General features: G+C 70.5%; 16 protein-coding genes. 6 read left to right on the top strand and 10 right to left on the bottom strand.

Annotated elements, in window-relative coordinates:
- Positions 1-103: 103 nt before the first annotated feature.
- Together OOK07_RS26610 and OOK07_RS26605 are read left to right on the top strand one after the other, a co-directional pair.
- Entirely contained in the window at positions 104-1,312 is a 1,209-nt protein-coding gene (locus OOK07_RS26610) for a nucleotide sugar dehydrogenase (protein ID WP_266683940.1), read from the top strand.
- Between the two features lie 123 nt (positions 1,313-1,435).
- Entirely contained in the window at positions 1,436-1,972 is a 537-nt protein-coding gene (locus tag OOK07_RS26605) for a hypothetical protein (RefSeq protein WP_266798892.1), read from the top strand.
- Between the two features lie 101 nt (positions 1,973-2,073).
- Here the strand turns inward: OOK07_RS26605 and OOK07_RS26600 are convergent, their stop codons facing one another.
- The 4 genes from OOK07_RS26600 to OOK07_RS26585 form a co-directional block, all read right to left on the bottom strand.
- Positions 2,074-3,198 (bottom strand): GuaB3 family IMP dehydrogenase-related protein, encoded by a 1,125-nt coding sequence (locus tag OOK07_RS26600; protein ID WP_266519798.1) that lies wholly within the window; start codon positions 3,196-3,198, stop codon positions 2,074-2,076.
- 126 nt (positions 3,199-3,324) lie between these two features.
- Complete coding sequence (guaB, locus tag OOK07_RS26595) at positions 3,325-4,830, bottom strand: IMP dehydrogenase (RefSeq protein ID WP_266683935.1); 1,506 nt, start codon at positions 4,828-4,830, stop codon at positions 3,325-3,327.
- A gap of 162 nt (positions 4,831-4,992) precedes the next feature.
- Positions 4,993-5,580: a sigma-70 family RNA polymerase sigma factor gene (locus OOK07_RS26590; RefSeq protein WP_266683934.1), complete on the bottom strand. Its 588-nt coding sequence runs from the start codon at positions 5,578-5,580 to the stop codon at positions 4,993-4,995.
- A gap of 320 nt (positions 5,581-5,900) precedes the next feature.
- Entirely contained in the window at positions 5,901-6,512 is a 612-nt protein-coding gene (locus OOK07_RS26585; protein WP_003948568.1) for a response regulator transcription factor, read from the bottom strand.
- Positions 6,513-6,894: 382 nt separating this feature from the next.
- On the opposite strand from OOK07_RS26585, the gene OOK07_RS26580 reads away from it, so the two are divergent.
- Positions 6,895-7,224 carry a WhiB family transcriptional regulator gene (locus tag OOK07_RS26580; protein WP_266683932.1) on the top strand — a complete coding sequence of 110 codons (330 nt, stop codon included), beginning with the start codon at positions 6,895-6,897 and terminating at the stop codon, positions 7,222-7,224.
- An 84-nt stretch (positions 7,225-7,308) separates the two neighbouring features.
- Here OOK07_RS26580 and OOK07_RS26575 read toward each other — a convergent pair whose 3' ends face one another.
- The gene (locus tag OOK07_RS26575; protein WP_266798888.1) at positions 7,309-8,208 is read right to left on the bottom strand and encodes a LysR family transcriptional regulator; all 900 of its coding nucleotides are present in this window, start codon (positions 8,206-8,208) and stop codon (positions 7,309-7,311) included.
- A gap of 338 nt (positions 8,209-8,546) precedes the next feature.
- Between OOK07_RS26575 and OOK07_RS26570 the strand changes: the two genes are divergently transcribed.
- Complete coding sequence (locus OOK07_RS26570; protein ID WP_266798886.1) at positions 8,547-9,320, top strand: SDR family NAD(P)-dependent oxidoreductase; 774 nt, start codon at positions 8,547-8,549, stop codon at positions 9,318-9,320.
- Between the two features lie 81 nt (positions 9,321-9,401).
- Entirely contained in the window at positions 9,402-10,109 is a 708-nt protein-coding gene (locus tag OOK07_RS26565) for an ester cyclase (protein ID WP_266798884.1), read from the top strand.
- 56 nt (positions 10,110-10,165) lie between these two features.
- Here the strand turns inward: OOK07_RS26565 and groL are convergent, their stop codons facing one another.
- The 4 genes from groL to OOK07_RS26545 all read right to left on the bottom strand — a co-directional run bounded on the left by groL (position 10,166) and on the right by OOK07_RS26545 (position 14,299).
- The gene (gene groL / locus OOK07_RS26560) at positions 10,166-11,785 is read right to left on the bottom strand and encodes a chaperonin GroEL (RefSeq protein WP_266683925.1); all 1,620 of its coding nucleotides are present in this window, start codon (positions 11,783-11,785) and stop codon (positions 10,166-10,168) included.
- 119 nt (positions 11,786-11,904) lie between these two features.
- Positions 11,905-12,213: a co-chaperone GroES gene (gene groES, locus OOK07_RS26555; protein WP_003998759.1), complete on the bottom strand. Its 309-nt coding sequence runs from the start codon at positions 12,211-12,213 to the stop codon at positions 11,905-11,907.
- 338 nt (positions 12,214-12,551) lie between these two features.
- The gene (locus tag OOK07_RS26550; protein WP_266683923.1) at positions 12,552-13,373 is read right to left on the bottom strand and encodes a polysaccharide deacetylase family protein; all 822 of its coding nucleotides are present in this window, start codon (positions 13,371-13,373) and stop codon (positions 12,552-12,554) included.
- Positions 13,370-14,299: a polysaccharide deacetylase family protein gene (locus OOK07_RS26545; RefSeq protein ID WP_266683921.1), complete on the bottom strand. Its 930-nt coding sequence runs from the start codon at positions 14,297-14,299 to the stop codon at positions 13,370-13,372. The genes OOK07_RS26550 and OOK07_RS26545 overlap by 4 nt, the downstream gene beginning before the upstream one ends.
- Before the next feature lie 90 nt (positions 14,300-14,389).
- Between OOK07_RS26545 and OOK07_RS26540 the strand changes: the two genes are divergently transcribed.
- A complete protein-coding gene (locus tag OOK07_RS26540) occupies positions 14,390-15,589 on the top strand; it encodes a class I SAM-dependent methyltransferase (protein ID WP_266798881.1) in 1,200 nt (399 codons plus the stop codon).
- Here OOK07_RS26540 and OOK07_RS26535 read toward each other — a convergent pair.
- Positions 15,575-16,861 carry an RNA polymerase sigma factor gene (locus OOK07_RS26535; protein ID WP_266798879.1) on the bottom strand — a complete coding sequence of 429 codons (1,287 nt, stop codon included), beginning with the start codon at positions 16,859-16,861 and terminating at the stop codon, positions 15,575-15,577. The genes OOK07_RS26540 and OOK07_RS26535 overlap by 15 nt on opposite strands.
- Positions 16,862-16,864 lie beyond the last annotated feature (3 nt).

Below are 16,864 nucleotides of genomic sequence, written 5' to 3'. Positions count from 1 at the left end.
GTAGGTCATATTTACTCCTAGTGTGACATTGCGCCTCACCTGTCCTGTCCACAGGGCTTGCGCACCTGTCCCGCTTCGGTTATTGGGAAGGACGGCCCACGCCATGCCCGCAGATCTCGCCGTCATCGGACTCGGCCCGTTCGGCCTGCCCCTGGCCCAGGCAGCCGTCGCGGCCGGTATCTCCACACTCGGCTACCGGACCGGGCCCGAGCCCGGCTCCCTCAGCCCCGCAGAACTGCGCCGGATGCTCTCGGGGGGCTTCCGGCACGCCACCAGCCCGGCCGAGCTGGGCCGGGTACGCACCGCGGTCATCTGCGCGCCGACCCCGCGCGGCGCGGACGGCGGCCTCGATCTCACCCAGGTGGAGGCGGCGGCCCGCACCCTGGCCGCGCGGCTGCGCCCGCACACCACGGTCATCCTGGAGTCGCCCGTCCCGCCCGGCACCACGGAGGAGTTCCTGCGCCCCCTCCTCGAAGACGGATCCCGGCTCCGCGCGGGCCGCGACTTCCACCTCGCCTATTCGCCCAGCCGGGTGGACCCCGGCAACCGCGACTTCACCCCGTCCAACACCCCCAAGGTGATCGGCGGCCTCACCTCCGCCTGCACCGAGTCCGCCGCCGCGTTCTACAGCCGCCTCACCGACAAGGTGGTACGCGCGCGTGGACTGCGTGAGGCGGAGACCGTGCAGTTGCTGGAGACCAACTTCCGGCACGTGAACATCGCGCTCGTCAACGAGATGGCCGGCCTCTGCAACGACCTGGGCGTCGACCTGTGGGACGTCATCCGCTGCGCGGAGACCAAGCCGTTCGGCTTCGAGGCCTTCCGCCCCGGCCCCGGAGTCGGCGGCCACGCCGTCCCCCAGGACCTGACCGGCTCCGCGGGCCGCACTCTGCGCATGGTGGAACTGGCCCAGCAGGTCAACAGCCAGATGCCCCGTTACGTCGTCCAGCGCGCGGCGGCCCTCCTGAACGAGCACGGCAAGTCGGCGCGAGGCGCGCGCGTGCTGCTCCTCGGCGTCACCTACAAGCCCGACCTCGCCGACCAACAGGGCACCCCCGCCCGGGAGATCGCCGTCCGCCTCACGAAACTCGGCGCCGCGGTCAGCTACCACGACCCGTACGTCCCGTTCTGGAACGTCCTGGAACGCCCGGTCCCGCGCGCGGAGTCCCTCTACGACGCCGCGGCCGACGCCGACCTGACGATCCTGCTCCAGCACCACCGCACGTACGACCTGCAGGGCCTGTCCGTGAAGGCCCAACTCCTGCTGGACACAAGGGGAGCGGCACCGACGGGAGCCGCTCACCGTCTGTGACGGCAAATTCGCTGGTCACCCTGTCGTCCCGGCCTGCTACTCTCCCTCCACTCGCCGCACAGTCGTGCGCGCGCTTCTCCGCGTCACCATCCGTTCGTTCCATCCCGTGGGGGGATCTCTGTCATGAGCCAGTCAGCTCCGCCGCCGCAGCAGCCACAGCCGGTCGACGGCAACCCGTTCGCGCAGCTGCCGGGCGCCATACCGCCGCCCCAGGCGCCGGGGGTCCCGTACGTGACCGTTCCCGCTCCCGCTCCGGTGAGCGGCAACATCGGTCTCGGCCTGGCTGCCGCCTTCGGTGCCGCCGTGGTCGTGGCCGGTGTCTACGGCGCCATCATCGGACTCACCAAGCACGAGATCGGCTGGGCGGCGGTCGGCGTCGGCTTCCTGATCGGCCTGGCCGCGGGCCGTGTCGGCGGCCGCAACCCCGTCCTGCCGGTAGCGAGCGCGGTCCTGTCGCTGGCGGCCGTGTACCTCGGCCAGCTCGTCGGCGAGGCCATGCTCATCGCGAACCAGGTGAACGCCGGCTTCAGCGAGATCTTCTTCCAGCACCTCAACGTGGCCCAGGAGGCATGGAAGGCGGATGCCGACCCGCTGACCTTCGTGTTCTTCGCGATCGCCGCGTACGTGGCGTTCACCGGCGCCAGGAAGGCCGCGGCGTAACGCCGTACGACACAGCCCGTACGACACGACGCGCGTACGGCACAGGGCCCGGACCGTCTGCCGGCGGTCCGGGCCCTGCTGCGCTCAGGCCGAGCCCGGCGTCACCGCTTGTGCTGCGAGTCCGCCACCGTCACCTCGACGCGCTGGAACTCCTTCAGCTCGCTGTAGCCGGTGGTGGCCATCGCGCGGCGCAGGGCGCCGAACAGGTTCATCGAGCCGTCCGGGGTGTGCGACGGGCCCGTCAGCACCTCCTCGATGGTGCCGACCGTGCCGAGGTCGACCTTCTTGCCGCGCGGCAGCTCCTCGTTGACGGCCTCCATGCCCCAGTGGTGGCCCTTGCCCGGACCGTCCGTCGCGCGGGCCAGCGGGGAGCCCATCATCACCGCGTCCGCACCGCAGGCGATCGCCTTCGGGAGGTCGCCGGACCAGCCCACACCGCCGTCCGCGATCACGTGCACGTACCGGCCGCCGGACTCGTCCATGTAGTCGCGCCGGGCCGCCGCCACGTCCGCGACCGCCGTCGCCATCGGGACCTGGATGCCCAGGACGTTGCGCGTGGTGTGCGCGGCGCCGCCGCCGAAGCCGACCAGCACGCCCGCCGCACCCGTGCGCATCAGGTGCAGGGCCGCTGTGTAGGTGGCGCAGCCGCCCACGATCACCGGGACGTCGAGCTCGTAGATGAACTGCTTCAGGTTCAACGGCTCGTGCGAGCCCGAGACGTGCTCCGCCGAGACCGTCGTACCGCGGATGACGAAGATGTCCACGCCCGCGTCCACGACCGCCTTGGAGAACTGCGCCGTGCGCTGCGGGGAGAGCGCGGCCGCCGTGACCACGCCGGAGTCGCGCACCTCCTTGATGCGCGCACCGATCAGCTCCTCCTTGATGGGGGCGGAGTAGATCTCCTGGAGGCGGCGCGTCGCGGTGTCCGCGTCCAGCTCGGTGATCTCGTCGAGCAGCGGCTGCGGGTCCTCGTACCGCGTCCACAGGCCCTCGAGGTTGAGCACGCCGAGGCCGCCGAGCTCACCGATGCGGATCGCGGTGGCCGGCGAGACGACCGAGTCCATGGGAGCGGCCAGGAACGGCAGCTCGAAGCGGTAGGCGTCGATCTGCCAGGCGATCGAGACCTCCTTCGGGTCCCGCGTACGGCGGCTGGGGACGACGGCGATGTCGTCGAAGGCGTACGCCCGGCGGCCGCGCTTGCCGCGCCCGATCTCGATCTCAGTCACGTCTGTGGCCTTTCCTGATGCGTTTCAGCGTCTTCCAGTATCGCCGACGGATACGACAAGGGCGGCCCCGGTACTCCGGGACCGCCCTCGGGAAGCCTGGCGACTACTTACGACTACTTGTTGCCACTACTTGTTGCGGCTGTAGTTCGGCGCCTCGACCGTCATCTGGATGTCGTGCGGGTGGCTCTCCTTGAGGCCCGCGGAGGTGATCCGCACGAAGCGGCCCTTCGTCTCCATCTCGTCGATGGTGGCCGCGCCCACGTAGCCCATGGTCTGGCGCAGTCCGCCGACGAGCTGGTGCAGGACGCTGGACAGCGGGCCGCGGTAGGGCACCTGGCCCTCGATGCCCTCGGGCACGAGCTTGTCGTCGGCGGAGACCTCGGCCTGGAAGTAGCGGTCCTTCGAGTACGACTTGCCCTGGCCGCGGGACTGCATGGCACCGAGCGAGCCCATGCCGCGGTACGACTTGTACTGCTTGCCGTTGATGAACTGCAGCTCGCCGGGCGACTCCTCGCAGCCGGCCAGGAGGCTGCCGAGCATCACGGTGTCGGCACCGGCGGCCAGCGCCTTGCCGATGTCGCCGGAGTACTGCAGACCGCCGTCGCCGATCAGCGGGACGCCGGCCGGCCGGGCGGCGAGGGATGCCTCGTAGATCGCGGTGACCTGCGGGACACCGATGCCGGCGACCACACGGGTCGTACAGATCGAACCCGGGCCGACACCCACCTTGATGCCGTCGACACCGGCGTCGATCAGTGCCTGGGCGCCGTCACGCGTGGCGACGTTGCCGCCGATCACGTCGACGGAGACGCTCGACTTGATCTTCGACATCCAGCTGAGGGCGTTGCTGTTGTGGCCGTGCGAGGTGTCGACGACCAGGAAGTCCACCCCGGCCTCGGCGAGCGCCTGGGCGCGCTCCAGTGCCTCGGGGCTGGCGCCCACGGCGGCTCCGACGAGCAGCCGGCCCTCGGCGTCCTTGGCCGCGTTCGGGTACTTCTCGGCCTTGACGAAGTCCTTGACGGTGATCAGGCCCTTGAGGACTCCCGCCTCGTCGACCAGCGGAAGCTTCTCGATCTTGTGGCGGCGCAGCAGCTCCATGGCGTCCACGCCGGAGATGCCGACCTTGCCGGTGACCAGCGGCATCGGCGTCATGACCTCGCGCACCTGGCGGCTGCGGTCGGACTCGAAGGCCATGTCGCGGTTGGTCACGATGCCCAGCAGCTTCCCGGCCGGGTCGGTGACGGGGACACCGCTGATGCGGAACTTGGCACACAGCGCGTCAGCGTCGGCGAGCGTCGCCTCCGGGTGCACCGTGATGGGGTCGGTGACCATGCCGGACTCGGACCGCTTGACCAGATCGACCTGGTTGACCTGGTCCTCGACGGAGAGATTGCGGTGCAGCACGCCGACGCCGCCGAGGCGGGCCATCGCGATGGCCATGCGCGACTCGGTCACCTTGTCCATCGCCGCCGAGAGGAGCGGGATGTTGACCCGGACGTTGCGGGAGATGCGGGACGAGGTGTCGACCGCGCCGGGGAGCACCTCGGAGGCGCCCGGCAGCAGCAGCACGTCGTCGTAGGTCAGCCCGAGTGTCGCGAATTTTCCGGGCACTCCGTCGACGTTTGCAGTCATGACACCTTCCCCAAATGGCCTTGATCGGTGCGGATGTCCATGCTAACGGGAAGCACGGCTACCAAATTCCACGGTTCCGCGCGACCTCGGGTTCGTATGTTCGTACGGAATTTCCGGGCGGCGGGTTCAAAAGAAGGCGTTCACCGGCTCACGGCGAAGGGGTTACTGCTCCGCGAGCGCCCTGAGCCGGCTCAGGGCCCGGTGCTGCGCCACCCGGACCGCCCCGGGTGACATTCCCAACATCTGGCCGGTCTCCTCGGCCGTGAGCCCCACCGCGATGCGCAGCAGGAGCAGTTCGCGCTGGTTCTCGGGCAGGTTGGCCAGGAGTTTCTTGGCCCATTCGGCGTCGCTGCTCAGCAGCGCCCGCTCCTCCGGGCCGAGCGAGTCATCGGGCCGCTCGGGCATCTCGTCGGACGGGACGGCGGTCGAACCCGGGTGCCGCATCGCCGCTCGCTGCAGGTCCGCGACCTTGTGGGCGGCGATGGCGAAGACGAACGCCTCGAAGGGGCGGCCGGTGTCCTTGTAGCGCGGCAGCGCGAGGAGGACGGCGACGCAGACCTCTTGCGCGAGGTCCTCCACGAAGTGCCGGGCGTCGCCCGGAAGACGGGACAGACGGGCGCGGCAGTAGCGCAGCGCCAGCGGGTGAACATGGGCGAGCAGGTCGTGTGTGGCCTGCTCGTCCCCTTCGACAGCGTGGTGGACGAGTGCACCGATGCCCCCTGCGGCACTCGCCGCCTCGTCGTCGCGCATCGGTCCATGGTGCCTTGCGGCCGTGCGGTCCGTGGCACCGCGTCCGATGTTGTGCACCGAAGCGTTATGAGCAGGTGCGCCGGAACTCATCCCCTGCGCCCTCCTCTTCCGCTCGACCGACTCGTCCCCGAGAGACTCCACACCTCAAGGATGCGGCATCCGCGCCGAAACGAGCAGCGGGCGCCGGGATGACCGCTTGACCGACCTCGCAACCGCGCCCCCGGAGGGGCGCGTGGCTGCACCGGTCCTCGGCCCGGCCGCGTGGGCGCGACCAGCCACGACCGGCCCGCGCCACTACGACAACCTGCACGACCGAACTCTCAGCGAACCAGGCCCCAGCGGAACCCGAGCGCCACCGCATGCGCCCGGTCCGACGCGCCGAGCTTCTTGAACAGCCGCCGCGCGTGGGTCTTCACCGTGTCCTCGGAGAGGAACAGCTCACGCCCGATCTCTGCATTGGACCGTCCGTGGCTCATCCCTTCGAGCACCTGGATCTCACGCGCCGTGAGCGTGGGCGCGGCGCCCATCTCGGCGGAGCGCAGCCGGCGCGGCGCCAGCCGCCAGGTCGGGTCGGCGAGCGCCTGGGTGACGGTCGCGCGCAGCTCCGCGCGCGAGGCGTCCTTGTGCAGATAGCCGCGGGCACCGGCGGCGACCGCGAGGGCCACACCGTCCAGGTCCTCGGCGACCGTGAGCATGATGATGCGTGCGCCGGGGTCGGCGGACAGCAGCCGCCGTACGGTCTCGACGCCGCCCAGCCCGGGCATGCGCACGTCCATCAGAATCAGGTCCGAGCGGTCGGCGCCCCAGCGGCGGAGGACTTCCTCGCCGTTGGCCGCGGTCGTCACGCGCTCGACGCCGGGCACGGTCGCGACCGCGCGGCGGAGCGCCTCTCGGGCAAGCGGGGAGTCGTCGCAGACGAGGACGGATGTCATGGCCGCCCTCCGCAGCTGATGCACGTCACCTTGAGCCTCCAGGCTGGTACGAAATCGTCACCTGTGCGGTCGACCGTCTCGGACGTCTGCCCGAGCACCTGTTGCTTCAACCGCCTCCGCACTCTCAACGACGGTCACTCGAAAGAGTTACGGGGCCGTGTGCCATCTTCGGCACTCTACGTGAGGGGGCGGACACGGTGCAGACATGCGGAGCGGACCCTCGATGTTTCATCACAACCCATGCCCCATTTAGACCCCTTTTCTTCCCATCTACTGGTGTCTGAGGCTAGATTCGCAATGAGTCATATTTTCATCTCCTTAGATCGTAGATGTACGGTCGTTGGCACCGTATCCGCTCAGAACGGCTACAAGGGGTCACGTAATGGCAGATTTCTCCCGCCTTCCCGGACCGAACGCGGACCTATGGGACTGGCAGCTTCTGGCCGCCTGTCGCGGAGTGGACAGCTCGCTGTTCTTCCATCCGGAGGGTGAGCGCGGTGCGGCCCGGAGCGCTCGCGAGAACTCGGCCAAGGAGGTCTGCATGCGGTGCCCCGTGCGCGCACAGTGCGCCGCGCACGCGCTGACGGTGAGAGAGCCGTACGGCGTGTGGGGCGGCCTGACCGAGGACGAGCGCGAAGAACTCATGGGTCGGGCGCGGAACCGGCTGGTGACGGCGGGGGCCACCGGCGGGGACGGCGTATCGAACAACTGAAGGAACGTTTCTTCGTTTCAGGGTTCCTCCCGAGCTCCAGGACCCCGGGCTCCCGACGAGAAGGGCACACGTGCGTGCCCTTCTTCACTGCCGTGCGGCCGCGCGGCCGAGTTCCTCCAGGGTCGCCGCCACCGCCGGAACGCGGGCCAGATCGGGCAGCGTCAGCGCCACGATCTCCCGTCGCACCGCGGGCCGAAGCGGCAGCACGCGCGCGTGGCGCGGCCGTACCGACTCGATGGCGAGCTGCGGCAGTACGGCGACGCCGAGGCCGGCGCCGACCAGGCCGACCACCGCCGGATAGTCGTCGGTGGCGAAGTCGATGCGCGGGGTGAAACCGGCCCCCTCGCACACCTCGACCAACTGCCCGCGGCAGCGCGGGCAACCAGCGATCCACGGCTCGCCCGCGAGGTCCCCGATGGACACGGACGCGGCCCCGGCGAGCCGGTGCCGTTCGGGCACGAGCCCGACCAGCCGGTCGCTCAGCAGCGGTCGTACGACGAGGTCGTCCCACTCCCCCGCGCCCGCCGCGCCTTCGTACCGGAAGGCCAGCGCCACGTCGCAGTCGCCCTCGCGGAGCAGCTCGACGGAGGCGGGCGGTTCGGCCTCCTCCAGCGAGACGCGGGTGCCGGGGTGCGCGGCGCGGAGGGCCGCGAGGGCGGTGGGCACGAGGGTGGAGCTGCCGCTGGGGAAGGAGACCAGCCGGACGCGTCCGGCGCGCAGCCCGGCGATGGCGGCGACCTCCTCCTCGGCGGCGGTGAGCCCGGCGAGGATGCCGTTGGCGTGCCGCACGAGGGCCTCTCCGGCCTGCGTCAGCCGCATCTCGCGCCCGCTGCGGACCAGCAGCGGGGTGCCCACGGACGACTCCAGGGCCTTTATCTGCTGGCTGACGGCGGGCTGGGTGCAGCCGAGTTCGCGCCCGGCCGCCGAGAAGGAACCGGTGGTGGCGACGGCGCGCAGGACACGCAGATGACGGGCTTCGATCACAGTCCGAGCATAAGCGGACCTTTGGGGAAGCCCGGTGTCTTGCTGGCGTGCTTTGGCGGCACCTGGCCGGCGGGTCTGCGCCCGAAGCTCGTGAAACGGTCACGTGGAAGGGTGCTCCGGGTGGGTGACCGCGGCGACCGTGCCGGGCGGGATCCGCGGCCGCGGCGCAACGGACGCTGCCGTCCGGGCCGTTGGCGGCCGGGGCGGCGGGGCTTCGCCACCTGGCGGAGCACGGTTTCTGACGGCCCTTCACCTGGGCGTCCTTCGCGGATGCTTCACCAGCGTCGGAGCATGTGCAGAGATCGGATGCGCCCAGTCCGGGTCACTACCCTTGGGCCATGACAACGGCTCTGATTACGGGATCGACCGCGGGCATCGGCGCCGCGTTCGCGCGGCGGCTGGCAAACGAGGGGCACAACCTGGTGCTCGTCGCCCGCGACACCGAGCGGCTGCAGGAACAGGCGACCGAGCTGCACGACCGGCACGGCATCGAGGCGGAGGTCCTCACGGCGGACCTCGCCTCGGACGACGGGATCGAGGCCGTGGCCGCGCGCCTGGCCGACCGCAGGAACCCCGTCGACCTGCTGGTCAACAACGCCGGCTTCGGCAACAAGGGCCGCTTCCTCGACGTGTCGATGGCCGACGAGCTGAAGATGCTGAAGGTCCACTGCGAGGCCGTACTGCGGCTCACGGCGGCTGCGACCGAGGCGATGCGGGAGCGCGGCCGTGGCGGTGTCGTCAACGTCGCGTCCGTGGCCGCCTTCGTGCCGCGCGGCACGTACGGCGCCTCCAAGGCGTGGGTCGTGCAGTTCACGCAGGGGGCGGCGAAGGATCTGGCCGGCAGCGGGGTGCGGCTGATGGCGCTGTGCCCGGGGTTCGTGCGCACCGAGTTCCATCAGCGGGCGGGGATGGGCACGGACAACATCCCCGGGTGGATGTGGCTGGACGCGGACAAGCTCGTGGCGGCGGCGCTGGGGGATCTGGCGCGCGGGAAGTCGTTGTCCATCCCGGATCCGCGGTACAAGGCACTGATGGGGGTCGTGAAGGTGACGCCCCGCGGGCTGCTGGGTGGGATCTCTTCGCGGACCGGGCGGAAGTACGGGCCGCAATAACCTCTCGGTGAGGGGGCGCCCGGACGCTCCAGTGGGAAAATGGTGCTGTTCAACCGGACCTCGGGGACCGGAGGCGAAGCCATGACCTTCGTTCAGATCATCGACTGCAGGACCAGCCGCTTCGACGACATGAACCGGCTGATGGACACATGGGTCGAACAGACCAGGGGAAAGCGGACCGCGACACACAGTGTGATCGGCAAGGACCGGTCGGACGGGTCGCACTTCATCGAGATCGTGGAGTTCCCGTCGTACGAGGAGGCGATGCGGAACTCCAGCCTGCCCGAGACCGACAAGATCTTCCGGGAGATGGTGGCTCTCTGCGACGAGATGCCGACCTTCACGGATCTGGACGTCGTGCGGGACGAGCAGTTGTACACGGCCACCGCGCGCCGCTTCTTCGAGACGCAGGCCACCGAGGGCGAGCTGCCCCCGCTCGACGACCTGTTCGCCGAGAACTACCACGACCACGATCCCGCGAACGAGCAGGACACCCTCGGCATGGACGCGATGCGGCGCGAGATGGAGATGTGGCGCAGCGGCTTCGACATCGCGTTCACCATCGAGGACCAGATCTGCGACGGTGACCGCGTGTGCACCCGGTGGACCGGGAACGCGACCCACAAGGGCGACTTCATGGGCATCCCGGCCAGCGGGCGAAAGGTCGTCATGACCGGCACGACCGTCTTCCGGTTCGGAGACCACGGGAAGATCGTCGAGGGCTGGTGGCAGTACGACCGGCTCGGGCTGATGGCACAGCTGGGTGCGCTCGACGCGCTGGAGAGGTAGGGGGCAACCCGAAGGCCCGGCACCACCGGGGTGCCGGGCCTCAGTGCTGACGTACGTCAGTGGGCGTGGCCGTGGCCCGCGGCCGCCGGCTCTTCCTCTTCCTTCTTCTCGACGACCAGGGTCTCGGTCGTGAGGAGCAGGGAGGCGATGGAGGCGGCGTTCTCCAGGGCGGAGCGGGTGACCTTGACCGGGTCGATGACGCCGGCCTTGACCAGGTCGCCGTACTCGCCGGTGGCGGCGTTGAAGCCCTGGCCCTTCTCGAGCTCGGCGACCTTGGAGGTGATGACGTAGCCCTCCAGGCCGGCGTTCTCGGCGATCCAGCGCAGCGGCTCGACGACCGCGCGGCGCACGACGGCGACACCGGTGGCCTCGTCGCCGGTCTTGCCGAGGGAGCCCTCCAGCACCTTGGCGGCGTGGACGAGCGCGGAGCCACCACCGGAGACGATGCCCTCCTCGACCGCGGCGCGGGTCGCGGAGATGGCGTCCTCCAGACGGTGCTTCTTCTCCTTCAGCTCCACCTCGGTGGCGGCGCCGACCTTGATCACGCACACGCCGCCGGCCAGCTTCGCGAGGCGCTCCTGGAGCTTCTCGCGGTCCCAGTCGGAGTCCGTGTTCTCGATCTCGGCCTTGATCTGGGCGACGCGGCCCGTGACGTCCTCGGAGTTGCCGGCACCGTCGACGACCGTGGTGTCGTCCTTGGTGACGGTGACACGGCGGGCGGAGCCCAGCACGTCAAGACCGACCTGGTCGATCTTGAGGCCGACCTCCTCGGAGATGACGGTGGCGCCGGTGAGGACCGCCAGGTCCTGCAGCATCGCCTTGCGGCGGTCACCGAAGCCGGGGGCCTTGACCGCGACCGCGTTGAAGGTGCCGCGGATCTTGTTGACGACCAGGGTGGAGAGGGCCTCGCCCTCGACGTCCTCGGCGATGATCAGCAGCGGCTTGGAGGAGTTGGTCTGGATGACCTTCTCCAGCAGCGGCAGCAGGTCGGCGATCGAGGCGATCTTGCCCTGGTTGATCAGGATGTACGGGTCGTCGAGGACGGCCTCCATACGCTCCTGGTCGGTGACGAAGTAGGGGGACAGGTAGCCCTTGTCGAAGGCCATGCCCTCGGTGAAGTCCAGCTCAAGACCGAAGGTGTTGGACTCCTCGACGGTGATGACACCGTCCTTGCCGACCTTGTCCATCGCCTCGGCGATGAGCTCGCCGACCTGGCTGTCCTGGGCGGACAGGCCGGCCACGGCGGCGATGTCGGACTTCTCGTCGATCGGGCGGGCCGTCGCGAGGAGCTCCTCGGAGATGGCGGCCACAGCCGCGTCGATGCCCTTCTTCAGGGCGGCCGGGGAGGCACCCGCGGCGACGTTGCGCAGGCCTTCGCGTACGAGCGCCTGGGCGAGCACGGTGGCGGTGGTGGTGCCGTCACCCGCGATGTCGTTGGTCTTGGTCGCCACCTCCTTCACCAGCTGGGCGCCGAGGTTCTCGTACGGGTCCTCGACCTCGACCTCACGGGCGATGGTGACACCGTCGTTGGTGATGGTGGGCGCGCCGAACTTCTTGTCGATGACGACGTTGCGGCCCTTGGGGCCGATCGTCACCTTGACCGTGTCGGCAAGCTTGTTGACGCCGCGCTCGAGGGCGCGACGGGCGTCCTCGTCGAACTTCAGGATCTTCGCCATGGGAGCGGTTCAGCCCTCTCGGAAAATGTGGGTGAAACGAACTGCGCCCCTGACGCCCGGCTTCATAAGGTCGCGGGGGCCCGGGGCGCAGCTCAAAGCAGATGTTCTTTGGAAGCGAATTACTTCTCGATGATCGCGAGCACGTCGCGAGCCGAGAGGACGAGGTACTCCTCGCCGTTGTACTTCACTTCGGTGCCGCCGTACTTGCTGTACAGCACGATGTCGCCGGTCTTGACGTCGAGCGGAAGCCGCTCGCCGTTCTCGAAGCGGCCCGGGCCCACGGCCAGGACGACGCCCTCCTGGGGCTTCTCCTTGGCGGTGTCCGGAATGACCAGGCCAGAGGCGGTGGTCTGCTCGGCGTCGAGCGGCTGGACCACAATGCGGTCCTCGAGCGGCTTGATGGCAACCTTGGAGCTGGTGGTCGTCACGATCCGACCTCCCCCTTCGGAGATCTCACGGGGTTAACTGTCTGAGGTGGCGACCAGGTGGATCCGTCGTCGCGGGTGCCGGATCTGCCCGTCGCGTAGTTGGCACTCTCCAGTGGGGAGTGCCAGACCCGAGACTATGACTGCGATTAGCACTCGGTCAAGCGGAGTGCCAATGCCGTGCGGCGCGGCGCGGGGTTTTGGGTGAGCCGGAGGTTCGGTGGCCGTCCCGGGGGCTGCCGCCCCCGGACCCCCGCTTCGGCTTGAACGGCCTCGTCCTCAAACGCCGGACGGGCTGAGATTTGCCGACCTGCGCTGTGAAAGTCACCGCCGCTCGAACGTCAGACGTAGTCCTCCAGGCGGCCCACCGTCAGCCCCTGCCCCTGAACCCGGCGCAGCAACCGCGCCGTCCGTTCCCGCAGGGTCGGGCCCGATCCCCCGTCCGGGTCGACCGCCACGATGTCGCCGGGCCTCAGTCGGTGGCGGCCACGCGGATACGTCAGGTCGCCGTCGCCCGTCATCGACACGCGCCACAGGACGAGCGCCGAGATGCCGCAGTCGGCGGCCGCGCGGAGGGTGGCGGTGTCGTAGGTGCCGTAGGGCGGGCGGAAGAGGCGGGGGTGCCGGCCGAAGCGGGATCTGAGCCTGTCCTGCTGGCCGCAGATCTGGGCGCGCTGGCCGGCGTAGGGCAGGCCGCGCAGGGCGGGATGGCCGAGGGTGTGGTTCTGGATGCTCGCGCCGGCCGACTGGAGGCGGGCGAAGCGGCGGTGTCCCGGTCCGGCGACGCGGTCCGTGAGGAACATGCTGACGGGCAGGCGCAGCTCACGGACCATGTCGACGAACCGTGGGTCCTTCTCGGCCCCGTCGTCGTAGGTCAGGAAGACGACCTTGTCGCGGGTCGGGACACGGGAGACGACAGGGGGCAGGGCCCGGCCGTCGGTTTCGGTACCCGCTCCCGGCGCACGTGACGGCTTCGGGGCGGGGAGCAGCGGAGCGGTCAGGCCCCAGCGGCGGTACGGCCGTTCGGCCGCTCCGCCCGGCCCGTGCGCCCGCACCCGCTGGGCCGCCTTCGCGCCCAGCCGCTCGATCGGGTCGACGGACTGGGCGCAGCCGGTGAGCAGGACGAGCGCCAGCGCACCGGCCGCCAGGGCCCGCAGCCTCACAGGTAGTCCTCCAGGCGGGCCACCGCGTATCCCCCGGCCGTGACCCTCCGCAGGAACCGGCGCATGTCGTCGACCATCGTGCCCTTCCACTCGTGGCGGCCGCGGAAGTGGGTGAGGACGATGTCGCCGGGGTGCAGGTCCTGGTCGTCCTCGCGGTACTCCCAGTGGTCGACGAAGACCTCCTCGTCCCAGATCGGCGCGTACTTGATTCCGCAGGACTTCGCGGCTCGCAGCGTGTCCTGGTTGTAGTTGCCGAAGGGCGGCCTGAAGACCGTCGGGGCCCTGCCGAACTGCTTCTTCATGATCTTCTGCATGCCGCAGATCTCGTCCCACTGCTCCTCGTACGACAGTCCCGGCAGGTAGGGGTGCGTGAGGGTGTGGTTGTTGAGGGTGACGCCCTTGGACTGCATCGTGCGGAAGTAGGGGTAGTCGTCCTTCACCAGGAAGTTGCTGAGGAAGGCGGTGTACGGGATCTTCAGCTCGCTCATCATCCGCAGGAACGCCCGGTCCTTCTCGGCACCGTCGTCGATGGTGAGGAAGACGACCTTCTGTGTCGTGGGGACGGTGGTGAAGACCGGCGGGAGGTTCAGCTCCTCCTGGTCGTCCACCTCGAAGCCCTTGCGGGCCGTGATCCTCGGCTTCTTCGCGGGCGGCGGCGGAGCCGTCAGCGGAACCTGGTCCAGGCCCCAGCGCCTGGCCGCGGCGGCCCGGGCGGCGTACGCCGCGTGCAGCTTCGCGGCGTACGCGCCGAGGGCGCGGGCGGGGGGTGCCTGCAGCGGCTGCCGGCCGGAGGCGGGGCGCACCTGGGAACTGCCGTCCGGGGCACAGCCCGAGGCGATGGCCGCGACGGCGAGCACGGCGATCCCACCGCGGATCCGGCTCACCCCATAAGCGCGATTCTTGTCATTTTGTACGACTGCTCGCATGACGCGGGATCCTCGCAGGCCACCCCCCGGATCCCGGCCCGACACCGCGGCCGGAGGCGCACCGTCCACCGACTGGCCCACAATGAGCCGGTGAACGACCTCGCTCCCCTCCTCACCCCCGAAGGCCGCGCCCTCCTCGACGAGGTGCGTGGCACGGCCCCGGCCGACGAGCTGGCCGTCGCCACCCGGCTGCGCCGCGAACACCCCGCCGAGCTGGTGTCGGCGGCGATCGGACAGGCCCGGCTGCGGCAGCGGGCAGCGGCCAAGTTCGCCGCCGGGGACGCGGCGCGGATGTTCTTCACGCCGAACGGGGTGGAGCAGTCGACGCGGGCGAGCGTGGCGACGTATCGCGCCGAGTGCTTCCGGGCGACGGGCGCGCGGTCCGTCGCCGACCTGTGCTGTGGGATCGGCGGTGATGCCATCGCGCTCGCCCGGGCGGGGATCCGGGTGCTCGCCGTGGACCGGGATCCGGCGGCCGCGGCCGTGGCCCGCGCGAACGCAGACGCGCTCGGGCTCGCCGAGCTGATCGAGGTGCGGGAGGCGGACGTCACGGAGGTGGACACCTCCGGCTACGACGCCGTGTTCGTCGATCCGGCCCGGCGCGGCGGTCGCGGGCGCGTTTTCGACCCGGAGACCTACTCGCCGCCCCTGTCGTGGGCGGTCGAGGCGGCCCGCAAGGCGCCGCGCGCCGCGCTGAAGATCGCGCCGGGCATCCCCCACGAGGCGATTCCCACGGACGCGGAGGCCGAGTGGGTCTCGGACGGAGGGGACGTCAAGGAGGCCGTGCTGTGGTTCGGCCCGCGCGTGACGCCGGGCGCGCGGCGGGCGAGGCTGCTGCCCTCCGGCGCCGGTGTGTGGGCATCGCCCGCCACGGCGCTGCCCGACCCCGAAGTCCGGCCCGTCGGACGGTACTTGTACGAGCCCGACGGCGCCGTCATCCGTTCCCACCTCGTCGCCGAGGTCGCCGCGGACCTGGCGGGCGGGCTGATCGACCCCACCATCGCCTACATCACCGCGGACCAGTACCACGTGACGCCGTATGCGACCGCGTACGAGATCACCGATCAGCTCCCCTTCGGTGTGAAGAAGTTGAAGGCCCTGTTGCGGGAGCGCGAGGTAGGCGTGCTGACCGTGAAGAAACGCGGGTCGGCGGTCGAGCCGGAGGAACTGCGCCGGAAGGCTCTCCCCAAGCCACAGGGCCCCCACTCGGCGACCGTGTTCCTGACCCGGGTCGCGGGGGCGCCGACCATGCTGATCGGTGCACCCGCCCGTGCACTAGTCGGCGAGTGAACGGAGCTTTCCGTGCAGTAGCTCCCGTTCGCGTTCGTTGCGGGCGAGCCCCGCGGCCCGTACGAATTCCTCGCGTGCCTCCGCCGTGCGTCCGAGCCGTGCCAGCAGATCCCCGCGCACGCTGGGCAGCAGGTGGTAGTCGTGCAGGGCGGGTTCGGCGGCGACGGCGTCGATGACGGCGAGCCCCTCGGCCGGCCCCCGCGTCATCGACACGGCGACCGCGCGGTTGAGCTCGACGACCGGGGACGGGGCGCGGACGGCGAGCAGGCCGTACAGGGTGGCGATGCTCGCCCAGTCGGTCTCCTCGTACGTGTACGCGTGCGCGTGGCAGGCGGCGATGGCGGCCTGCAGGGCGTACGGGCCCGGGGCGCCCGTGCAGGTGGCGTCGGCGCGGTGCAGGGCCGTGATGCCGCGGGCGATGAGCATGCGGTTCCAGCGGCTGCGGTTCTGGTCCTTGAGGAGGACGGGGGCGCCGTCCGGGCCGGTGCGGGAGGCGGCGCGGGAGGCCTGGAACTCCAGGAGGGAGGTCAGGGCGTGCACCTCGGGCTCCTTGGGCATCAGCCCGGACAGCACGCGGGCCAGCCGCAGCGCGTCCTCGCAGAGCCCGGGGCGCAGCCAGTCGTCACCGGCCGTCGCGGCGTATCCCTCGTTGAAGATCAGGTAGATGACGTCGAGTACGGAGCCGAGCCGGGCCTCGCGTTCTGGGCCGTCGGGCACCTCGAAGGCGACGTTCCTGGCGGCGAGGGTGCGCTTGGCGCGGACGATGCGCTGGGCGATGGTCGCCTCCGGGGTGAGGAAGGCGCGGGAGATCTCCGGCGTCGTCAGGCCGCCGAGCAGCCGCAGGGTGAGGGCGATGCGGGCCTCGGCGGACAGGACCGGGTGGCACGCGGTGAAGACGAGCCGCAGCAGGTCGTCGTCGATGTCGTCGGGGTCGGCGGGTTCCTCGGGCGGGGCGACGGTCTCCTGGGTGCGGCCGATCTCCGCCAGCTTGCGGGCGTAGTTCTCCCGGCGCCGGATCAGGTCGACGGCACGGTGCCGGGCGGTGGCCATGAGCCAGGCGCCCGGGTTGTCGGGCACACCGTCGCGCGGCCACTGCTCCAGGGCGGCCACCAGCGCGTCCTGGGCGAGTTCCTCGGCGATGCCGACGTCGCGGACGACCCGGGCGACGGCGGCGATGATGCGCGGGGACTCGATGCGGTAGACGGTCTCGATGGCATGGGCGGCGTCCTGGCCGGACGCGGCGGCGGGGGTGTCGGTGGGCTGCTGTTCCACAAC

This window comes from Streptomyces sp. NBC_00078 (assembly GCF_026343335.1).
Classification (GTDB): domain Bacteria; phylum Actinomycetota; class Actinomycetes; order Streptomycetales; family Streptomycetaceae; genus Streptomyces.
Note: the sequence above shows the minus strand (reverse complement) of the source record. Positions and strands in the feature narration are given on the sequence as shown.

Excerpts from the sequence above, each read along its gene's own strand:
- OOK07_RS26610 (WP_266683940.1), top strand. The coding sequence starts at position 104 with ATGCCCGCAGATCTCGCCGTCATCGGACTCGGCCCGTTCGGCCTGCCC.
- OOK07_RS26605 (WP_266798892.1), top strand. The coding sequence starts at position 1,436 with ATGAGCCAGTCAGCTCCGCCGCCGCAGCAGCCACAGCCGGTCGACGGC.
- guaB (WP_266683935.1), bottom strand. The coding sequence starts at position 4,830 with ATGACTGCAAACGTCGACGGAGTGCCCGGAAAATTCGCGACACTCGGG.
- OOK07_RS26590 (WP_266683934.1), bottom strand. The coding sequence starts at position 5,580 with ATGCGCGACGACGAGGCGGCGAGTGCCGCAGGGGGCATCGGTGCACTC.
- OOK07_RS26585 (WP_003948568.1), bottom strand. The coding sequence starts at position 6,512 with ATGACATCCGTCCTCGTCTGCGACGACTCCCCGCTTGCCCGAGAGGCG.
- OOK07_RS26580 (WP_266683932.1), top strand. The coding sequence starts at position 6,895 with ATGGCAGATTTCTCCCGCCTTCCCGGACCGAACGCGGACCTATGGGAC.
- OOK07_RS26570 (WP_266798886.1), top strand. The coding sequence starts at position 8,547 with ATGACAACGGCTCTGATTACGGGATCGACCGCGGGCATCGGCGCCGCG.
- OOK07_RS26565 (WP_266798884.1), top strand. The coding sequence starts at position 9,402 with ATGACCTTCGTTCAGATCATCGACTGCAGGACCAGCCGCTTCGACGAC.
- groL (WP_266683925.1), bottom strand. The coding sequence starts at position 11,785 with ATGGCGAAGATCCTGAAGTTCGACGAGGACGCCCGTCGCGCCCTCGAG.
- OOK07_RS26545 (WP_266683921.1), bottom strand. The coding sequence starts at position 14,299 with ATGCGAGCAGTCGTACAAAATGACAAGAATCGCGCTTATGGGGTGAGC.